The following is a 19,310-nucleotide window of genomic DNA, read 5'->3' on the forward strand; positions in this document are numbered from 1 at the left end:
TCTTGACACCGCAGTCCCCGACGGTGTTGCATCGATCCAGTAAACACGTGCAAGCCTGGCGGCCGGTACGCACTCCGACAGCGAAGTCGTAAGGAGTCCACCGCATGATCCGTGAAGACACCACCGTTCCAACGAGACGCCGGCAGGTGCTCGGCCTCGGAGCGATCGCCACCTTCGTGGCCGCTCTGCTCATCACCCCCGCGCTCAGCGCGCCGGCCGCCGCCACCACCACGGTTCCGTCGCCCGGCCCGCTCGCGGAAGGCGACGTCATCTACCAGGTCCTCGTCGATCGCTTCTCCGACGGCGACTCGACGAACAACAACCAGGGCGCCGGCGAGTACAACCCGTCGGATCTCGGCTTCTACCACGGCGGAGACTGGAAGGGCCTCACCCAGAAGCTGGACTACATCGCCGGGCTCGGCGTGACGGCGATCTGGATCTCGCCGGTGTCGGAGCAACAGCCGTTGTCGCGGGACGGGCTGGAGGCCAGCTACCACGGCTACTTCACCAAGAACTTCGCCACGCCCAACCAGCACTTCGGCAGTACCGCCGAACTTCAGACCCTGATCGACACGGCGCACGCCAAAGGCCTGAAGATGATCCTCGACGTCGTCCCGAACCACACCGCGGACTACCTCGCAGGTACGGCGACGACCTACTCCCCGAGCACCTACAAGCCCGCGTCGCCGCTGGACAACCCGGCCTACTTCCATCACAACGGCGACTGCCTGTTCAACGGCACAGAGACCCAGGCGCAGATCGAGAACTGCGACCTGGGTGGACTCGACGATCTCGACCAGTCGAACCCCACCGTGTCGAACTACCTGATCAACACGTACAAGGACTGGGTCGACATGGGCTTCGACGGCATCCGTGTCGATGCCGCGCGCTCCATCCCCCAGTCGTGGCTGGCAAGTTTTCAGACGGCAATGGGCGTTCCCACGTTCGGTGAGGTCTTCGTCGGCGATGTCGACTACGTCGCGCCTTATCAGAACTACGAGTGGGGCGTCCTCGACTTCCCCTACTTCTTCGCCGCCCGCAGCGCCTTCGCCGCTGACACGAGCATGACGGGACTGAGCACCCTGTTCGCGCAGGACTACAAGTACCAGAATCCGAACCGGCTCGAGACCTTCCTCGACAATCACGACCGGGCGCGCTTTCTGACCTGGGCGGACGACAACTATCAGCGCCTGCGCTCCTCGCTCACGTTCCTGCTGACGTCTCGCGGCGTGCCGGTGATCTACTACGGCACCGAGCAGGCCGATAACGGCAACGGGAATGCGAGTGAGGTGCCGATCGCCAACAAGGACAACCGCAAGGACATGTCCAGCTTCAGCCAGACCTCTCCGATCTACACGCACATCCAGCGTCTGACCGCGATCAAGAAGGCGTACCCGGCCCTGCAGGTCGGCACCCAGCGCGAGATGTGGGCGGACACCAACGTCTACGGGTTCTCGCGCCGTGTCGATTCCACGGGCGCGGAGGCCATCACGATCTCGTCCAACTCATGGCACACGCAGACCCGCACGATCCCGCTGCGCGCCGAGAGCTCGCTGCCCGTCGGCACGGTGCTCACGAACCTCATGAACACCTCCGACACGGTCACGGTGACCGCCGGTGGCACCACGGGCAAGCAGATCACCGTGAGCCTCGGTGAGCACGAGTCGAAGGTGTACGCACCGGGGACGCCCGTATCGGCCTACGCGCCCGCCGCGCGCAACACGACGAAGATCCGCGTGCATTACAACACCGGGCTCGGCCACTCGATCGCGATCCGCGGGGATGCCTATCCCTTCACCTGGACCGCGGGTCGCGGCGCCAGGAACGTCGCCAGTGACGTGTGGGAGTTCGAACTCGAGCGCATCCCCGCAGGACAGACGTTCCAGTTCAAACCGCTGATCGACGACGCGACCTGGTCCAGCGGAGGCAACTTCACCGGCACCGGCGGAAGCACGATCGACATCTATCCCACCTTCTGAGCGGAAGGACACAGCCGCCCGGGCGGTGCGGCCGCCATATGCGCCGCCCGGGCACCACCTCAGGAATCTCCATGACTCTTCTCGAACCACGCGTCGTCACCGACACCGTCACCGTCACCGACACCGACACTCCCGCTCCTGCCTGGTGGCAGGGGGCCGTCGTCTACCAGGTGTACCTGCGGTCGTTCCGCGACAGCGACGGAGACGGCATCGGTGACCTCCGCGGACTCATCGCCGGTCTCACCGACATCGCCGCCCTCGGCTGCGACGCCATCTGGCTCAACCCCTGCTATGTCTCGCCCCAGGCTGATCACGGCTATGACATCGCGGACTACCGTGCGATCGATCCCACCTACGGCACGCTCGAGGATTTCGACGCGCTGGTGGCGCACGCCCATCGCCTCGGCATCCGCGTCCTCATGGACATGGTCGCCAACCACTGCTCCGTCCGGCATGCCTGGTTCCAAGCGGCCCTGCGGGCGGGGCCGGGCAGCCGAGAGCGTCGACGCTTCCACTTCGCCGCCGGCGCCGGGCCCGACGGCGAGCTTCCGCCCAACAACTGGCTGAGCGTGTTCGGCGGATCTGCGTGGACGCGCATCGTCGAAGCCGACGGGCAACCGGGCCAGTGGTACCTGCACTCGTTCGACTCCGCGCAACCCGACCTCAACTGGCGTAACCCCGACGTTGCCGAGGACTTCCGCGACGTCATGCGGTTCTGGTTCGATCGCGGGGTCGACGGCTTCCGGATCGATGTCGCGCACGGCCACGTCAAAGCGCTGGGGCTGCCCGATTGGCCCGGAGCCGACGACGGCACCGGCGGTCACAATGCAGCGATGTGGGACCAGCCGGAAGTGCACGAGATCTACCGGGACTGGCGGGCGGTGGGCGACGCCTACCCCGACCCGAAGTACTTCGTCGGTGAGGTCTGGGTGCCGTCGGCGAGCCGACTCTCGGCCTACCTCAGACCGGACGAGCTGCATCAGGCGTTCAGCTTCGATCTCCTCGTCCAGCCGTGGGACGCGGCCCGCCTCCGGGAGGCGATCTCGACGGGGCTCGCCGCGTCCGAGGGTCCGCCTGCCTGGACGCTGTCCAACCATGACGTGCACCGCACCGTCACCCGATATGGGCAGACCCAGCTGCTGGACGCGGTCGATCCGTCAGACATGATCTCGGCGGCGCGCCGCACCGGATCGGTCGACATCGCTCTGGGGTCTCGCCGCGCTGCCGCGGCGGTCGCGATGCTGCTGGCGCTGCCCGGCACCGTGTACCTCTATCAGGGCGAGGAGTTGGGGCTTCCGGAGGTCTTCGATCTGCCGCAGGCATCGAGACAGGACCCGATCTGGCTCCGCTCTGCGGGCGCGGATCTTGGCCGAGACGGATGTCGCGTCCCGCTGCCCTGGACGAAGGATCCCGGCGACTTCGGCTTCGGAAGCGGGGCGAGCGCCACCTGGCTTCCGCAGCCGGCGTGGTTCGGAGCCTACGCGCGAGCGGCGCAGGACGTGGACCCGGATTCGATGCTCTCGCTCTACCGCACGCTTCTCCGGCGGCGCCGCGAGCGGTTTGCGCCGACCGACCCGCTCCTCTGGCTCGAGACCGGCGTGAGCAACGTGCTCGCGTTCCAACGCGGTTGCACGCTGTGCGTCGTCAACACGGGGCCGGACGCTTTCGTCATCCCCGAGATCTGGCCCACCGGCGAGCTCATCCTCGCCACGGCTCCGGCCGCACCAGACAACGTTGCCTCGGACAGCACGGCCTGGTTCGCGCTGCCCGTGCGCGCGCCGGCGTCGTCCGATCCGACCTCCCCCGAACACCACTGAGAACACCACCCGATTGGAGCAATGATGCACCGCAGAATGACCGCCGCACTCGCCGTGGGGGTGGCCGGCACCCTCGCCTTCGCCGGCTGTTCCCCGTCGACCGGCGCGGCCACCGACACCACCACCGTGACGATCTGGCACTACTGGGACGGCACGAACGCCGACACCTTCGATGCCATGGTCGACTCCTACAACGCCTCTCATCCGGGTGTGAAGATCGTCACCACGAACGTCCCAAACGCCGACTTCCTCACCAAGCTCCGGGCGTCCGCGACCTCGAAGACGCTTCCCGATGTCGCAATCGGCGATCTCGTCTGGGTCCCACAGATCGCGCAGATCGGATCGCTTGCGAATCTGTCCCCTCTGCTGCCCGCCGACACGCTCTCGGACATCAATCCGGCGCTCACCGGATTCGGCACGATCGACGGGTCGCAGGTATCCGTTCCTGTCTCGGCCAACAACCTCGGCTACATGTACAACAAGACCCTCTTCCAGAAGGCGGGCCTCGATCCGGACAAGCCCCCGACCACGTGGGATGAGCTCAAGGCTGATGCGAAGAAGATCCTCGACGCCACCGGCATGCCCGGGTACGACCTGTATACGCAGGCCGGCGACAACGGCGAGGGTCTGACCTGGAACTTCCAGGTCAACCTGTGGCAGGCGGGCGGCGAGTTCCTCACTGCCGACAACTCGGCGGCGGCCTTCAACACCCCAGAGGGTGCGAAGGCCCTGCAGTACTGGGTCGATCTGATCTCCTCCGGCGCCAGCCCCTACGCCCGGTGGGGCGAGTTCGAGAAGGGGCAGGGTGGGTCCGCGCAGGAGGGCTCGTGGATGGTCGGCATCTGGGCCGCCGACCCACCGTTCGAGTTCGGCGCCGCGCAGGTGCCGTATCCGAAGGATGGTGCCCCGGCGACCAATCTCGGCGGCGAGCAGGCGATGGTCTTCCAGAACTCCGACGCCAAGACGAAGGCGGCGGCCGACTTCCTGGGATGGTTCCTCCAGCCCGCGCAGGTCACCGATTGGAGCGAGAAGACCGGCATGCTCCCCGTGCTGAACTCGGTAGCCACCGGCTCGGATTACCTCGGCTGGGTGGATAAGACTCAGCCCCTGCTGCGACCGTTCGTCGAGCAGATGGCTGTCGCTCACGCCCGGCCCAACACGCCCCTCTATCCCCAGATCTCGCTCGCGTTCGCGCAGCAGATCGAGAAGGCGCTCGCGGGCGAGGCGACGGTGTCCGACGCGTTGGCAGCGGCAGAGAAAGCCGTCAACGCCGTCATCGCAAAGGGCTGAGCACTGCGGTGACGATCACAACCCGAGGGACCCGTCCGACGTCTGCGACGTCGGGCGGGTCCCACCCCCGCGTCAGACATCGCTACGACCGCGAGCAGGTGTTCACGGCGGCGCTGTTTCTCGCGCCCGCCCTCGTCGTGTTGGCGATCTTCGTCCTCTACCCGATCGTTTCGGCCGGGTACATCAGTCTCACGGCCTGGAACGGCTTCGACCCCACGAAGGAGTTCATCGGTGTCGGCAACTACCTCCGGCTGTCGCAGGATCCCGAGTTCTGGAACAGCCTCTTCGTCACCGTGCTCTACGCGACGGGTGTCTGCGTCCTGAGCGTCGTCACGGGGCTCGCGGTGGCCCTGCTGCTCGACGCGCCCTTGCGCGGGCGCGGTCTCTACCGGGGGATCTACTTCCTTCCGGCGGTCACGTCTTCGGTCGCGGCCGCCATCGTCTGGCGCTACATGCTCGACCCGTCGGGCTTCGTCAATGCGCTCCTTGCTCAGATCGGCATTGACGGGCCGGACTGGTTGCAGGACCGCTGGCTCGCGTTGGGGGCACTCACCCTGTTGACGGTCTGGAAGAACATCGGGTTCAACGCGGTGTTGTATCTGACGGCGATGCAAGCCCTCCCGCACGGCATCTACGAGGCCGCACAGCTGGACGGTGCGTCGGCACGACAGCGGCTGAGGTTCCTGACGATTCCGCTGCTGTCGCCCATGACGTTCTTCGTGGTGGTCCAGGCGCTCATCACCAGCTTCCAAGCGTTCGACCTGGTCTACGTCCTCACCGAAGGTGGCCCGCGCGGCGGCACGGATGTGCTGGGGATGTTCATGTACCGCACGGCGTTCCGGCTCGGGGACTTCGGCTACGGCACGGCTATCGCGTTCGTGACGCTGCTGCTCGTGCTCGGAGTGACCCTCGTGCAGTGGCGGGTCAGTGGCTCGGGGAAGGACGCGCGATGAGGCAATCGCTCGGTGCACGCGCGGCGCGCCACATCGTCCTGATTCTGGGGGCCGTGGTCGTGGTCGTCCCGTTCCTGTGGATGTTCACGACGTCGCTCCTCAGTCGTGCGGAAACCTACACCAACACATCGATCCTGCCGACGTCGTGGCACTGGGAGAACTACGTCAGAGCCTGGCAGGCTGCGCCGTTCGCCCAGTACTACCTCAACAGCATCATCATGACCGTGGGCATCGTGCTCGGACACCTCGTCCTCGACGCGCTCGCGGCCTACGCGTTCGCGCGCCTGCGTTTCCCGCTTCGCAATACGCTCTTCGTGGTCCTGCTCGCGATGCTGCTGATCCCGACGTTCGTGACCGTGATCCCCGCGTACGCCATCGTGGCCGATCTTGGATGGATCGACTCGTACGCCGGATTGATCGTGCCGCGCCTGGCCGACGTGTTCGGCATCGTGCTGCTGCGCCAGTACTTCTCGACGATTCCGACCGAGCTCGAGGATGCCGCGCGCATCGATGGTTGCAGCCGGATCGGCACCTTCTTCCGCATCATCGTGCCACTGTCGAGGCCCGCGTTCGCCACCCTCGCGATCTTCAGTTTCCTCTTCGCATGGAACGACTTCCTTTGGCCGCTGCTCGTCACCAACACCGATGACTTCCGCACGATCCAGATCGGACTCTCGTCGTTCGTCGGTCGCTACGGCACGAGCTGGAACTATCTGATGGCCGGCACGTTGACGGCGACGATCCCGGCCATCGTGGTGTTCCTCGTCTTCCAGCGCGCGCTCGTTCGCGGCATCTCCACCACCGGATTGAAGGATTGACCATGCCCGCTCCCGATTGGCTCGCCGATGCCGTCTTCTACCAGATCTTCCCCGACCGCTTCGCCAACGGGGATCCGTCGCTGAACCCGCCGGACGTGGTGGCCTGGGATGCCGAGCCGACGCGCGACAACTTCTTCGGCGGGGATCTTGCTGGCATCCGCGCACGCCTGGATCACATCGCCGCAGTGGGAGCGAACGCGATCTACCTCACGCCCATCTTCGAGGCAGGTACCAACCATCGCTACGACGCGGTCGACTACTTTCGTATCGACCATCGTCTCGGCGACCTCGATGCGTTCCGATCGCTCATCGACGATGCTCACGCGCGCGGCATTCGCGTCGTGCTCGATGCCGTGCTCAACCATTGCGGCGATGGACACTGGGCATTCCGTGACGTCGTCGAACGTGAGGCGGCCTCCCCCTACGTGAACTGGTTCTCCGTCGAAGGCTTTCCGGTGAACGTCGAAGAGGGCAACCCCAACTACCGCACGTGCTCCGGCTGCTGGTACCTCCCCAAGTGGAACACCTACAACCCCGAGGTGCGCGCGCACCACGGCGATGTGGCGCGCTACTGGATCGACCAGGGAATCGACGGGTGGAGGCTCGATGTCCCGTACTTCATCAACCAGAGCTTCTGGCGCGAATTCCACCGGATCGTGAAGGACCGCGACGATGACCTCTACATCGTCGCGGAGGAGTGGCGCGAGCCCGAGCAGTGGCTCACGGGTGACCTCGCCGACGGGACCATGAACTACACCCTGCGCGACCTGGTGCTCGGTTTCACCGCGGATCGTACGATCGACGGCTTCGCGTTCGCGGAGGGGATGAATCGCCTGCGTGCTCGCATCCCGGAGGGATTCCATCGCGGAATGCTCAACCTGCTCGGCAGCCACGACACGGAACGCCTGCTGACGCGACACGGCGACGACGAGCAGTCGGCTCTCGCTGCGTTCACGCTGTTGTTCGCCGCCGAGGGAGCGCCCATGCTCTATTACGGCGACGAGGTCGGCATGCGCGGGCAGAACGATCCGGGATGCCGGGCGGGCATGGTGTGGGATCGCAAGCGCTGGTCGACGGCCCTGTACGAGGGTGTCCGTGCGCTTGCGCGACGGCGAGCGCAGTGGCCGGCGCTGCGTCGCGGAACGCAGCAGGTGTCGGCGCTGGATGCCGACACCGTCCTCGTGTCGCGTCTCTGGGAGGATGAGCAGGTGGTGGCGATCGTGCATCGGGGGCAGGGCATCGACGTCGACCCGGCGGCGCACGTCGAGCTGCGCGGAGATCAGGACTGGACGGTCGTCGACGTCGACGGAGACGCCTCGGCCCGGAACTGGCGCATTCGCGCCGGTGGCGCGCTGATGGCACGCCGCCCATTCGGCGGGGCCGGCGCATGAACCGGCGACCGACGATGCAGGACGTCGCAGACCGCGCCAAGGTCTCGAAGTCGGCCGTCTCTTTGGCCTACAACGACCCGCGGAAGCTCTCTGCGACGACGCTCGAGAACATTCTCGCCGCGGCGTCCGAGCTCGGGTACTCCCAGGACCCGGCCGCCCGGATGCTGCGTCGGCGCCGTACCGACAGCCTCGGTCTGCTGCTGCCGCAGCAACTCGACCGCGTTCTGGAAAACCCCTACTACACGCTCTTCATGCAGGGGATCGGGCAGGTGTGTCAGCGCGAGGGCTTCACTCTGCTGCTGGCTCCGCCCCTGCGCGGATCGATGCTCAAAGCCATCCCCTACGCGGCCGTGGATGGCTTCATCGTTTGCGGTCTGGAGTTCGATCGGGGCGAAGTGACGGCGCTGCAACAGCGGGGAGTGCCTTTCGTGCTTGTCGACAGTGAGGATCACGATGGTGTCTCCCGCGTCGACATCGACGATGGTGCGGCGATGGAGGAAGTCGTCGACTACCTCGTCGGTCTCGGACATCGCCGATTCACCTTCGTCGCCTTCGAGACGGAGGCCGATGGGGGCCGCGCGGCGTGGCGGGGCGCCGTCCGACAGCGTTTGGACGGGGCGGTCCGCGCGTTGGCGAAGGTCGGTATCGACTTGTTGGACGACGGGATCGACATCGTCGAAGCGCCCAACACGCGTGCCGGCGGCGCGTCCGCATTCCGTCGCGCGTGGGAGGCATCTCGTCGTCCGACGGCCATCGTGGCGTTCAGCGACATCCTGGCCGTGGGCGTGCTCGACGGTGCGCGAGAGGCGGGGGTGGACGTTCCGCGCGACCTGTCCGTCTCGGGATTCGACGACCTCATCGAAGCGGGATGGACGCGACCGACTCTCACGACAGTGCGCCAGCCGATCGTCTCGAAGGGCCGGTTGGCGGCGGAATATCTCGTGGAGGCTATCGCCGCGTCAGACGAAACGACGATCGACGTGCATCAGCGGCGGTTGAGCACGGCGCTGCTGGTTCGCGAGTCCACAGGCCCGGCGCCCGCCGGGTAGGCGGCGTCCTCACGGCAGGCGCGACCGGTCGGTCCGCACCGGTCGGTAGTCGTCGGTGATGAGGGCGCGAACGGTCGCGCCGACCGAGACGACGATGACGAGTGCGAGAACGAGGAAGAAGATGAGCATGGCAGAAAAGCTATGCCCGTAGCCGGAGAGTCACGAGTGGCAGAACTGCTCAAAGGAGTAGGATTCCTGCCATGAAGACCATCGCCTGCGTCGTCCAGCCCGGTTTCGCTCCCTTCGAGTTCGGTCTGGCCTGCGAGGCGTTCGGGCTCGATCGGTCGGACGACGGCATCCCGAACTTCGACTTCCGCGTCGTCGCGCCCGACCCGGGCGCGGTGCCGAGCAACCTGCGCTTCTCGATCAACGTCGACGACGATCTGTCGTTCGCCGACGAGGCCGATCTCGTCGTCATCACCCCGATCCCGCGCGACCAGTGGGCACACGTGGACGAACGCGTGTCCGCCGTGGTGCGCCGCGCCGTCGAGCGAGGCGCCTGGGTGCTCACGGTCTGCAGCGGCTCGTTCGTGGTGGCGGCTGCCGGGGTGCTGGATGGCCGGCGTGCGACGACCCATTGGCGCTACGCCGACACGATGGCCGAGATGTATCCGCGCATCGACGTCGACCCCAACGTTCTGTACGTCCAGGACGGGCGCATCATCACCAGCGCCGGCACGGCAGCGGGGCTGGACGCATGCCTTCACCTGCTGCGCCTCGAGCTCGGCGCCGAGATGACCAACACGATCGCGCGCCGCATGGTCGTCCCTCCCCAGCGCGACGGCGGCCAGGCGCAGTTCATCGCGAAGCCGCTGCCCGAATCCACGTCGCTCTCGCTCACACCGGTCACCGAGTGGATGCTCGAGAACCTCACCCTCGATCTGTCGGTGGATCAGCTCGCCGCCCGTGCTCACATGTCACCGCGCACCTTCGCGCGTCGATTCAAAGCCGACTACGGCACGACGCCCGCGGCCTGGCTGGGACGCCAGCGGATCATCCACGCACAGCGTCTGCTCGAGCAGACCGACCTGGGCCTGGACGCCATCGCGTCGGCGTGCGGCTTCGGGTCGGCGGCCGTGCTGCGGCAGAACTTCGGGCGCACTCTGGGGCTGACGCCCACCGCCTACCGCGCGCGCTTCACGTGCACGACGCCGGTGCCTGCAGATCTGGAGGCGATGGCCTCCTGATCGCGGCCTCAGGCCAGGCGGATCGTACGGGCCAGTTCGTCGACCACCGGGTCGAGAGCCTCGGCGAGAGGGAGGTCGGAGCTGGCGGTCATCACCACGATGTCGCGCTCGCCGGTGCGCCAGACCCAGTTGGTGGCTCGGACGATCGCGTCGGCCTCGGTGCGCACCCATCGCGTGGATTTGATCCCCGCGCCGAGATGCTCGGAGTCGAACGGGACGACCTCGGGCTCGCGCACTGCAGGTCCCTGCTTCTCATGCGTGAGGTCGATCAGTGCGACGTCGTCGCGATGCGGCATGTCGTAGACGTCGACGATGGCGTGCGGTGCGGTGATGTTCGGTAGATGCACGAAGCGGATCGTTCCCGATCGGTTGCTGCGCACGGCGCCGACCAGGTAGGCCCGCAGCCAGTCGACCAGCTCTGCGGGTGCGGCCGTGCGGCCTTCGCCGCCGAAGGCGCGTGCGACGGCATCCGCCCACTGCTCCTCGTCGCCGAACGACTCCCAGGGGAAGAGGTTCGGCACGTAGACCCAGCGGTCCAGGTCGTAGTCCATGTCGATGGCCATGAAGTTCCTCTCAGTCCCAGCGAAGCGTCTGCAGCAGCAGATCGCCGAGCTCCGCGAGGGCGTCGACGATCGGCGCGAGTTCGGGGTCGACCGTGCCGCTGATCGTGCAGATCGCGACCAGCTGCCGGTCGCTATCGGGAATCGGCCATCGGAAGCGCACTCTCATCAACGGTGCCATCTCGTCGGCTCTTGTGGGCACGGCGAACCTCTCGGTCGCTCGAACGGCCTCGCCTGCGGATGTCGTCACGGTCTCGCTGATCTCGGATGCCGAGGGCTCCGGGTCGTCGACGGCGGGTGCCGTGCCGGTGCTGATCGCGATCGCCAGCGACACCGGCGCGCGCCACGGCACGCCCATCGGCACGATGAGGTCGAGGACGCCGGCCTCGCGGGCGCTGCGCGCAGCGGCGACCAGCTGAGCGGCGGTCCGGTCGATCTGCGGGCCGTAGCTGTCGCGAGGCAGGTCGCGATAATGCCGACGGACGAGGGCGGTGATCTCGTCGTCCGTGGAGTGGCCGACGGGGATGAGCAGGAAGCCCGGCGGCAGCACGAGCCGGTAGCGCGGGGGCGCGATCTCGTTCATGGTGTCCTTCACTGCCCCGGCGGACGGCGCTGCATCCGGTTGCGATTCCAGTCCCACGGGCGGCGCGGGGCGCGACGCACGATCTCTTTCGGCGGCACCACGGTACCGTCGTCGTCTCTGTACTCCCGCCACGTTCGCGGCAGCAGGCGCAGTCCGCTCAGCAGCATGCGTGCGACGGTGACGAGGATCAGGAAGAACTGGATGAACACGAGGTTGTCGACCCCGAAGAAATTGACGCGACCCTCGTGGGCTTCCGCCGCCCCGGCGGCTGCGGCGATGTAGAGCGTCGTGCTGAAGGTCAGCACGAGCACCGTCAGAAGTGTGCTCCGCGTGGTTGCCCGCGGACCCCGCAGGGGCAGTGGCAGCGACCCCAGGGCCAACACCACGAGCAGCAGGGTCATGGGGTAGGCCGCCCACCACGGTGGCATGAAGGCGGGAAAGCTGTCGGGCACGATGCCTTTGCTCACGAACGAACCGGTCACGAGCTGTCCCACCAGCAAGCCGATCGTCGGGAGTGCACCGAAGACAATCCAGAGGATGGTGGCGAGGAAGAGGCCGTCCCCGAAGCGGGCCTCCCATGCCACGCGGCGCTCGAGCGTCACGGGGTGGAGGCGGAGCGCCAGTCCGCTCCCATCGGCGCCTCGAACAGCCCCGGAACGAATCCGTACACCTCGTTGAGGCCGGTCGTGAGGGTACCCAGCGGTGTCTGGACCCCGGTCTGGTCCTGAACCCAGTTGACCAGCTGGTCGCTGCGGTTGATCCCGATTCCGACCAGGTTGTAGGCGTCGAGCGACGAGCCGATCTTGCCCATCGTCCCGACGACTCCCTTCAGGCTGTCGACGCCGCTCGTCACGAGGTTGTCGATGGCGCCTCCGGCGCCGAGCCGCGCCTGCGACGCGATCTGGTCGAACTCGGAGATGATGATGCTGTCCGACTCGCGGATGCCCTTCATCGCATCGTCACCCCAGTGCGTGACGACCTGTGCGAAGCTCGGCCGTGCCGACAGGACGCTCGCGCTCTCGTCGGCCACCATCCGCAGCGGCTGGCGGATCGATCCCACCAGGCCCCGGTCGAGCAGATTGCCGATGACCTGGCGCGCGCCGTTGCCCCACACCATCCCGGGGCTGCGCACCGCGAGTGTGGCCGCGCGGCCGCCGCGCAGGGCGACGGTGCCGAGTTTGATGCCGGCCAGCGCGGCGCTGCCGACGCCGAAGGTCAGCACGCCGATGGCGTCCAGCGCGAAGTCGAACCACGATCCGTCGCCCGATGATGCGAGGAGGAAGCTCAGCCCCATCGACAGGACGGCGAGCCCCAGGGCGATGGGTGCGAGCACGGGGAAGAAGATCGACAGCACGCCGACGATGGCGGTGACGACCGTCAGAATGTCCTTGACGACCTTCAGCCACTCCGCGTTCTGGTTCACCCAGTCCAGGACGTTGTCCCACCACGAGTCGTTGAGCGAATCGCTGGACACCGTCTGCGAGATCGTGGATGCCGCGGCGTCGCCGGCCCGCTGCACGCGCTGGAGCGCGGCATCGTAAGCGGCCTGTGCCTGCGATAGATCACTCGCGGCCGTCGTGCTCATCGAGGAGTAGCGACGCGCGGCATCCGTCGCCTCCGCGAGCTCGTTCGGGTCGACGGTCTGCTGCGTGGCCTCGCGAGCCTCCGAGAGGTTGCGCTGCGCGTACATGTGCCGACGCTGGGCGTCGTCGTGCGCGGCGATGGCCCCGGCCGCCTGCTGCTGCGCCTGCTCGAGTTCGTTCGCGAAGTCGGACAGCGCGGAGCCGGCCACTTCGTACCGCTCGCGGATGCGGGAGAGGTAGGTATTCGTGTCGCCGATCGTCCCAGCCAGCGCTTCGACCGCGTCGCTCGTCTCCTGCTGCGACGCGTCGATCACCGCCTGGAGCATCTCGACCGCTTCCGACACCGCGCGGGCGGTGGAACTGTAGCGCGCGGCGTGCCCGCGGATGCCGGCGACGTCGCCGCCGATGGGTGCCATGCTCATCCGTTGCTTCCCTCCGTGAGCTTGTCGGCCAGCTGGCCGTCGACGCCTTCGAAGGCATCGGCGGCGCCGTCGGCGCGCTTCTGCAGCTGGTCCACGCGATCCGCGAGGTCTTTGCGGCGCCGGTCCCACCCCGAGGTGAACTCGTCCACGGCGGAGGCGAGCCCGGCGTGCGGGATCATCCCCGCCAGGTCGCGCGCATCGCCGTCCGCGGCGGTGAGGGTGCCGTGGACGGTCGCGAGCTGGTTCGCGAGGTTTCGGAGGTTCTCCGTATTGACGACGAGATCGGCCACGTCGTCACTTTAGGTGAGCCCCGGCGTCGTCGCGATGGGGAGGACTGCCCATCGCGCGGCCCCTTGCCGCCCGCATCACGTTTTGATAAAGTTGAGTCCAGATGGCTCAAGTTTGAGCCTCGCAGATTTCAAGGAGAAGTGATGAACGCACAGCCCCAGCCCGGGCAGGAGGAGCAGCAGAGCGCGCTCGAACAGTTCGGGATCAATCTCACCGACCGCGCCCGGCAGGGCAAGCTCGATCCGGTGATCGGACGCGACAGTGAGATCCGGCGCGTCAGCCAGGTGCTCACCCGTCGCACGAAGAACAACCCCGTCCTCATCGGCGAGCCCGGCGTCGGCAAGACGGCGGTGGTCGAGGGCCTCGCCCAGCGCATCGTCGCCGGCGACGTGGCCGAGTCGCTCAAGGACAAGGAGCTCGTCTCGCTCGACATCTCCGCGCTCGTGGCCGGTGCCATGTACCGCGGACAGTTCGAGGAGCGCCTCAAGAGCGTGCTCAAAGAGATCACCGAGTCCGAGGGTCGCATCATCACCTTCATCGACGAGCTGCACGTGCTCATGGGTGCCGGAGGTGGCGAGGGGTCGGTCGCCGCCTCCAACATGCTCAAGCCGATGCTCGCGCGCGGTGAGCTCCGCCTCATCGGCGCGACGACGCTCGACGAGTATCGCGAGTTCATCGAGAAGGATGCCGCGCTGGAGCGTCGCTTCCAGCAGGTGTACGTCGGTGAGCCCAGCGTCGAGGACACCGTCGCGATCCTGCGCGGCCTCAAGGAGCGCTACGAGGCACACCACAAGGTCGCCATCGCCGACGGCGCGCTCGTGGCCGCGGCATCCCTGTCGAATCGCTACATCCCCTCGCGTCAGTTGCCCGACAAGGCCATCGACCTGATCGACGAGGCCGCGTCGCGCCTGCGCATGGAGATCGACTCCGCGCCGCTCGAGATCGACGAGCTGCGCCGCCACGTCGACCGCCTCAAGCTCGAAGAGCTGGCCCTCAAGCGCGAGAAGGATGCCGCGTCGAAGGAGCGGCTGGCGACGCTTCGCGAAACCCTCAAGGTCGAACAGGCCCGCCTCGACGAGCTGCAGGCGCGATGGGAGCGCGAGCGCGCTTCGCTGAACGCGGTCGGTGACCTCAAGACGCGCCTGGACCAGGCGCGCGTCGAGGCGGAGCGCGCCCAGCGCGAGGGCAATCTCGAGAAGGCCTCGCGGCTGTACTACGCCGAGATTCCGGCGCTGGAGCGACAGGTCGCGCAGGCCGAGAACGCGGAGGCTGCCGAGGGCGGCGAGCGGATGGTGGGTGACCAGGTGACGGATGCCGATATCGCCGCCGTCATCGCCGCGTGGACCGGCATCCCCGTCGGACGCCTGCTGCAGGGCGAGAGCGAGAAGCTCGTGCACCTCGAGGCCGAGCTCGGCAAGCGGCTGATCGGCCAGAAGGACGCCGTGAAGGCCGTCTCGGATGCGGTGCGCCGCTCGCGCGCCGGCATCAGCGACCCGAACCGCCCGACGGGCTCGTTCCTCTTCCTCGGGCCCACCGGTGTCGGCAAGACCGAGCTGGCGAAGGCGCTCGCCGAGTTCCTGTTCGACGATGAGCGTGCGATGGTGCGCATCGACATGAGCGAGTACGGCGAGAAGCACTCCGTCGCGCGGCTGGTCGGCGCCCCTCCCGGCTACATCGGCTACGAACAGGGCGGTCAGCTCACCGAGGCCGTGCGGCGTCGGCCGTACTCGGTGGTGCTCCTCGACGAGGTCGAGAAGGCGCATCCCGAGGTGTTCGACATCCTGCTGCAGGTGCTCGACGACGGCCGGCTCACCGACGGTCAGGGGCGCACGGTCGACTTCACCAACACGATCCTGATCCTGACGTCGAACCTCGGCTCGCCGATCCTCATCGACCCGACGCTGACGCTCACGCAGAAGCGTGAGCAGGTCATGGCGCTCGTGCGCACGGCGTTCCGCCCCGAGTTCCTCAACCGGCTCGACGACATCGTGATGTTCCAGGCGCTCAGTCAGGACGACCTGGCACAGATCGTGGAGCTGTCGGTCGACGCCCTCCAACGACGGCTGCGCGATCGTCGGCTCACGCTGGCGGTCACCCCCGACGCGCGAGCGTGGCTCGCCGAGCGCGGGTACGACCCGATCTTCGGGGCCCGGCCGCTGCGTCGCCTCATCCAGTCCGAGATCCAGGACCGGCTCGCGATGGCGCTGCTCTCGGGCGGTGTCCGAGACGGCGACCTCGTGCGCGTCGACGTCGCCGCCGACGGCTCGAGCCTCGTGCTCACCAGCGCGGGAGCGGCGCCCGACGAGAGCGGGGATGCCGCGGCATCCGACGATGACGACGTGATCGAGGCCGAGCTGCTCGACGACTGACGACCTTGTGGGCGCTCGTGCTCACCTGGCGCTGACGTCGGGAACCGACCCGTCGATGTCGGCATCGGCGCCAACGGGGTCGCCCAGGGCGGTCGCGGGTGGCCAGGTGCTGCGCAAGACGTCGATCACGTCCTCCACGCGGGCTCCCGTGACGGCGGCTTCCTCGATCACAGCACGCAGCCGCCGGGTCAGCGATGCGGGCAGCCGAGCGGCTGATGCCGAGACCCGCGTACCCGCCGCGGTCCTGGTCACCACGAGGCCGTCCTGTTCCAGCAGCTTGTATGCCTTCGCGACCGTGCCCGGTGAAACCCCCATGTCAGACGCCATCTGTCGCACGGTGGGCAGCTTCTCGTCGGCGCCGAAGGCTCCTCCCAGGATGTGGCCACGCAGCTGTCCGTAGATGTCGCGGGCTGATCTGGTCTGTTCCGCTGCGTTGCCCGGGCGCGGGGTCACCTCATGCTCCCGAGCGGGTGACTCAGCGGTGCAACCTGCGCGATCGCGCGCCGACGAGTCTGAACTCCACCGGAGACGAGCAGCAGGAGGATGGTCAGTGCCGCGACCTCGAGAAGCGGAGCAAGCCACCCGGCGGCTACGGCCAACTCTGCGAAGCGCCAGGGTGTCTCGTACGTCGCTTCGCCGGTGGGGGAGCCCACCGTGAGCGACGACGCCGATCCTGCGTCTGCGATCTTCCGCCACGCCTCTGCCGTCGTCAACACCGCCGTGGCAGCGACGAGGGTCGCGGAGTCTCGTGCCGTGCGGCGCCGAAGTATGCTCTCTGCCGGCATGCTCTGGACACTCTGGAACCGGCGCGCGGAATTCAGGTGGAGGACGGCCACGAGTACCGCGGTCGCCGAAGAAAGGCAGACCAGGACCGGAACCCCGTAGGCCCAGCCGTAGAACGGGAACTGCAATGCGGGTACGTCAGGGGCGTTGGGGATGGGGATGGTGAGACGCGCGTAGCGCCCCTCGTCGTCAATGGATGACGCGGCCCCGGCTCCGACCGTGGTCGCGACGAGCATCCCGATGGCGCCCGCCGTGAACCACAGCGACGAGGCCGAGCTAAAGCTGCGCCACGTTCGTCGAGCGGTCGGGGGCATGGGTGCGGCGACGCGCGGCATCCGTCGTCGAGCGATGAAGGCCGCGACGATGACCAGCCCTCCCGCAGCGACCGTCAGGGGGACCGCGAATCGCCACCACCGCAGCTCGACGCCGCTGGCGAGATCCCCGCGCGTGAGGAACTCGGTGAGAAACGCCACAACGACGGCGCCGGCGACGACGGCGATGCCGCGGTGCTCGACTGCGTGCGCGCGGGCGATCGACAGGTCGGTTGCGGAGGACGCTGCGCGCGTCCGCCTGCCTGACGCCAGGAGTGCGAGCGCGGTAGCGAGGATCAGAGCCAGCACCGCGCAGATCGCCGGCGAGTGAAGACCCGCGTCGAGCAGATCGATAGGGGTGAGGGTGCGGCTGGTCGTCGTCATCGGGCGCCTCTCGCTCGTGCATCGAGAACTTGTACTACACAAGTATCACAATTTGTATCTCGAGTGAAGTACAAGAGCGATCGTGGCAGGCACGGATGCCGCGGCATCCGACGACGGACGACTCGCGAAAAACCACTCCGCACGCGAAAAACCACTCCTGCACGGGTTTCTCGTGCGGGGAGTGGTTTCTCGCGGGGCGGGGCGGGGTCTCGCGTGGCGGGGCGGGGCGGGCGCCGCGCGTCAGTCGTTGACGATGAGCGACTCCGCGACGGGGCGACGCGCGCGCGGGGCCAGCTCGCGCTCGCGCAGCGCCTCGGGAGCGGCGTCGATGTCGCCGAGGGCGCCGACGGCCATCACAGTCACGGCCACGAGGTCGTCGCCGAAGCCGAACGCCGCGGCGATAGCGTCACGGTCGAAGCCGCCCATCTGGTGGGTGTGCAGGCCCGAGGCGTGCGCCTGAACCGTGAAGTGGGCGGCCGCCTGGCCCGTGTCGTACGCGGCCCACGGCAGCGGCTTGCCGTCGAGCGCGGCGGCCGATGCGAAGACGACGAGAGCGGCGGCGTCTGCGGCCCACGACTGGTTGAAGCCCATCAGGGCGTCCACGATCTGCGCGTGCGCGGCCGAGCCGCGGCGGGCGACCACGAAGCGCCACGGCTGCGTGTTGTTGGCGGAAGGTGCCCAGCGGGCCGCCTCGAGCGCGCTGGCGAGCGCATCCTCGTCGATCGGCGTCGCGGGGTCGAAGACACGGGTGCTCCAGCGCTCGGCGAGGACGTCGAGAATCGGCGCGTCGGTGTCGGCGGGGTGTGCGGCGATGGTGCTCATGGTCGTCTCCTGAAGAAGGATGAAGGACGGTTTGTCGGTGGGACGCCATCGGCCCGGTCGATGCAACCGTATGGAACCGACGTCTTGTTCCCGTGAGGACCTATGAGTTTGCTGGCGGCGGAAGGATGCCGGAACTTCCGCGCTCATGACGTCGCCCCGCGCCCCTGCGTCTCGTTAGCGTGGCGTCATGACCACCATCGCGACGGCCGACCTGTACGACGAGCGCGGGGACGCGCTGGACTCGCTCGCCCTGCAGCTGCACGACTTCGGCGGACGGGCGGCGTTCGACGGCCCGGTCCGCACGATCCGCTGCCACCGTGACAACGCGCTCGTCAAGGCGACGCTCGCGACCCCGGGCGAGGGCGCCGTGCTCGTGATCGACGGCGGCGGCTCGCTGGAATCGGCGCTCGTGGGCGACCTGATCGCGGCATCCGCGGTCGCGAACGGTTGGGCCGGCCTCATCGTGCACGGCGCGATCCGCGACCGGGTTGCGATCGCCGCGCTCGATCTCGGTGTCAAGGCCCTCGGCTCGAACCCCCGCAAGAGCGCCAAGGCGGGCGTCGGCGAGCTCGACGTGCCGGTGGAGATCGCCGGCGTCGTGTTCCGTCCCGGGGCCCATGTCTGGGCGGATGCCGACGGTGTGCTCGTGGAGCGCTGACACGCGGCGGCGGCATCGACTGGCAGACTGATCCCGGAAACCGGGGGCCGTGCGCCCGAGACA

At 67.8% G+C, this 19,310-nt stretch carries 18 protein-coding genes; 10 read left to right on the forward strand and 8 right to left on the reverse strand.

Annotated features, from left to right (window positions below; all coding sequences use genetic code 11):
• Window positions 1-104: 104 nt before the first annotated feature.
• From PP359_RS09850 to PP359_RS09885, 8 genes are all read left to right on the forward strand, one after another.
• Entirely contained in the window at window positions 105-1,979 is a 1,875-nt protein-coding gene (locus PP359_RS09850; protein WP_499250467.1) for an alpha-amylase family glycosyl hydrolase, read from the forward strand.
• A gap of 71 nt (window positions 1,980-2,050) precedes the next feature.
• Window positions 2,051-3,796: a glycoside hydrolase family 13 protein gene (locus PP359_RS09855; protein WP_112932021.1), complete on the forward strand. Its 1,746-nt coding sequence runs from the start codon at window positions 2,051-2,053 to the stop codon at window positions 3,794-3,796.
• Between the two features lie 36 nt (window positions 3,797-3,832).
• Window positions 3,833-5,086, forward strand: coding sequence for an ABC transporter substrate-binding protein (locus PP359_RS09860; protein ID WP_239498486.1), 1,254 nt, complete (start codon window positions 3,833-3,835; stop codon window positions 5,084-5,086).
• A gap of 8 nt (window positions 5,087-5,094) precedes the next feature.
• Entirely contained in the window at window positions 5,095-6,039 is a 945-nt protein-coding gene (locus PP359_RS09865; RefSeq protein ID WP_112932020.1) for a carbohydrate ABC transporter permease, read from the forward strand.
• A complete protein-coding gene (locus tag PP359_RS09870; RefSeq protein ID WP_036320471.1) occupies window positions 6,036-6,857 on the forward strand; it encodes a carbohydrate ABC transporter permease in 822 nt (273 codons plus the stop codon). Before PP359_RS09865 ends, PP359_RS09870 begins: the two co-directional genes overlap by 4 nt.
• Window positions 6,858-6,859: 2 nt before the next feature.
• Window positions 6,860-8,248 carry a glycoside hydrolase family 13 protein gene (locus PP359_RS09875; RefSeq protein ID WP_499250468.1) on the forward strand — a complete coding sequence of 463 codons (1,389 nt, stop codon included), beginning with the start codon at window positions 6,860-6,862 and terminating at the stop codon, window positions 8,246-8,248.
• On the forward strand, window positions 8,245-9,297 hold the full coding sequence (locus PP359_RS09880; protein ID WP_005051831.1) for a LacI family DNA-binding transcriptional regulator: 1,053 nt from the start codon (window positions 8,245-8,247) through the stop codon (window positions 9,295-9,297). Before PP359_RS09875 ends, PP359_RS09880 begins: the two co-directional genes overlap by 4 nt.
• Before the next feature lie 200 nt (window positions 9,298-9,497).
• Window positions 9,498-10,484: a GlxA family transcriptional regulator gene (locus PP359_RS09885; RefSeq protein ID WP_036320462.1), complete on the forward strand. Its 987-nt coding sequence runs from the start codon at window positions 9,498-9,500 to the stop codon at window positions 10,482-10,484.
• Between the two features lie 8 nt (window positions 10,485-10,492).
• Here the strand turns inward: PP359_RS09885 and PP359_RS09890 are convergent, their stop codons facing one another.
• From PP359_RS09890 to PP359_RS09910, 5 genes are read right to left on the reverse strand one after another with little or no spacing between them, the layout of a single operon-like run.
• The gene (locus PP359_RS09890; protein WP_295819865.1) at window positions 10,493-11,047 is read right to left on the reverse strand and encodes a hypothetical protein; all 555 of its coding nucleotides are present in this window, start codon (window positions 11,045-11,047) and stop codon (window positions 10,493-10,495) included.
• A gap of 10 nt (window positions 11,048-11,057) precedes the next feature.
• Window positions 11,058-11,627, reverse strand: coding sequence for a hypothetical protein (locus PP359_RS09895; protein ID WP_112932017.1), 570 nt, complete (start codon window positions 11,625-11,627; stop codon window positions 11,058-11,060).
• Between the two features lie 8 nt (window positions 11,628-11,635).
• Window positions 11,636-12,211: a hypothetical protein gene (locus PP359_RS09900; protein WP_294943976.1), complete on the reverse strand. Its 576-nt coding sequence runs from the start codon at window positions 12,209-12,211 to the stop codon at window positions 11,636-11,638.
• 14 nt (window positions 12,212-12,225) lie between these two features.
• Window positions 12,226-13,632 carry a hypothetical protein gene (locus PP359_RS09905; protein ID WP_499250469.1) on the reverse strand — a complete coding sequence of 469 codons (1,407 nt, stop codon included), beginning with the start codon at window positions 13,630-13,632 and terminating at the stop codon, window positions 12,226-12,228.
• Window positions 13,629-13,922 carry a type VII secretion target gene (locus PP359_RS09910; protein ID WP_112932014.1) on the reverse strand — a complete coding sequence of 98 codons (294 nt, stop codon included), beginning with the start codon at window positions 13,920-13,922 and terminating at the stop codon, window positions 13,629-13,631. The genes PP359_RS09905 and PP359_RS09910 overlap by 4 nt, the downstream gene beginning before the upstream one ends.
• Before the next feature lie 141 nt (window positions 13,923-14,063).
• Here PP359_RS09910 and PP359_RS09915 point away from each other — a divergent pair, with 141 nt between their 5' ends.
• The gene (locus PP359_RS09915; protein WP_294943981.1) at window positions 14,064-16,289 is read left to right on the forward strand and encodes an ATP-dependent Clp protease ATP-binding subunit; all 2,226 of its coding nucleotides are present in this window, start codon (window positions 14,064-14,066) and stop codon (window positions 16,287-16,289) included.
• 21 nt (window positions 16,290-16,310) lie between these two features.
• On the opposite strand, the gene PP359_RS09920 is transcribed toward PP359_RS09915, so the two are convergent.
• The 3 genes from PP359_RS09920 to PP359_RS09930 all read right to left on the reverse strand — a co-directional run bounded on the left by PP359_RS09920 (window position 16,311) and on the right by PP359_RS09930 (window position 18,589).
• Window positions 16,311-16,742 (reverse strand): GntR family transcriptional regulator, encoded by a 432-nt coding sequence (locus PP359_RS09920; RefSeq protein ID WP_499250470.1) that lies wholly within the window; start codon window positions 16,740-16,742, stop codon window positions 16,311-16,313.
• On the reverse strand, window positions 16,739-17,767 hold the full coding sequence (locus PP359_RS09925) for a hypothetical protein (protein ID WP_499250471.1): 1,029 nt from the start codon (window positions 17,765-17,767) through the stop codon (window positions 16,739-16,741). Before PP359_RS09925 ends, PP359_RS09920 begins: the two co-directional genes overlap by 4 nt.
• Before the next feature lie 240 nt (window positions 17,768-18,007).
• The gene (locus PP359_RS09930) at window positions 18,008-18,589 is read right to left on the reverse strand and encodes a nitroreductase family protein (RefSeq protein WP_499250472.1); all 582 of its coding nucleotides are present in this window, start codon (window positions 18,587-18,589) and stop codon (window positions 18,008-18,010) included.
• A gap of 187 nt (window positions 18,590-18,776) precedes the next feature.
• On the opposite strand from PP359_RS09930, the gene rraA reads away from it, so the two are divergent.
• On the forward strand, window positions 18,777-19,247 hold the full coding sequence (gene rraA, locus PP359_RS09935; protein ID WP_036320440.1) for a ribonuclease E activity regulator RraA: 471 nt from the start codon (window positions 18,777-18,779) through the stop codon (window positions 19,245-19,247).
• Window positions 19,248-19,310: the final 63 nt, after the last annotated feature.

Source organism: Sphingomonas sp. BLCC-B65 (assembly GCF_028550675.1).
Taxonomy (GTDB): Bacteria; Actinomycetota; Actinomycetes; order Actinomycetales; family Microbacteriaceae; genus Microbacterium.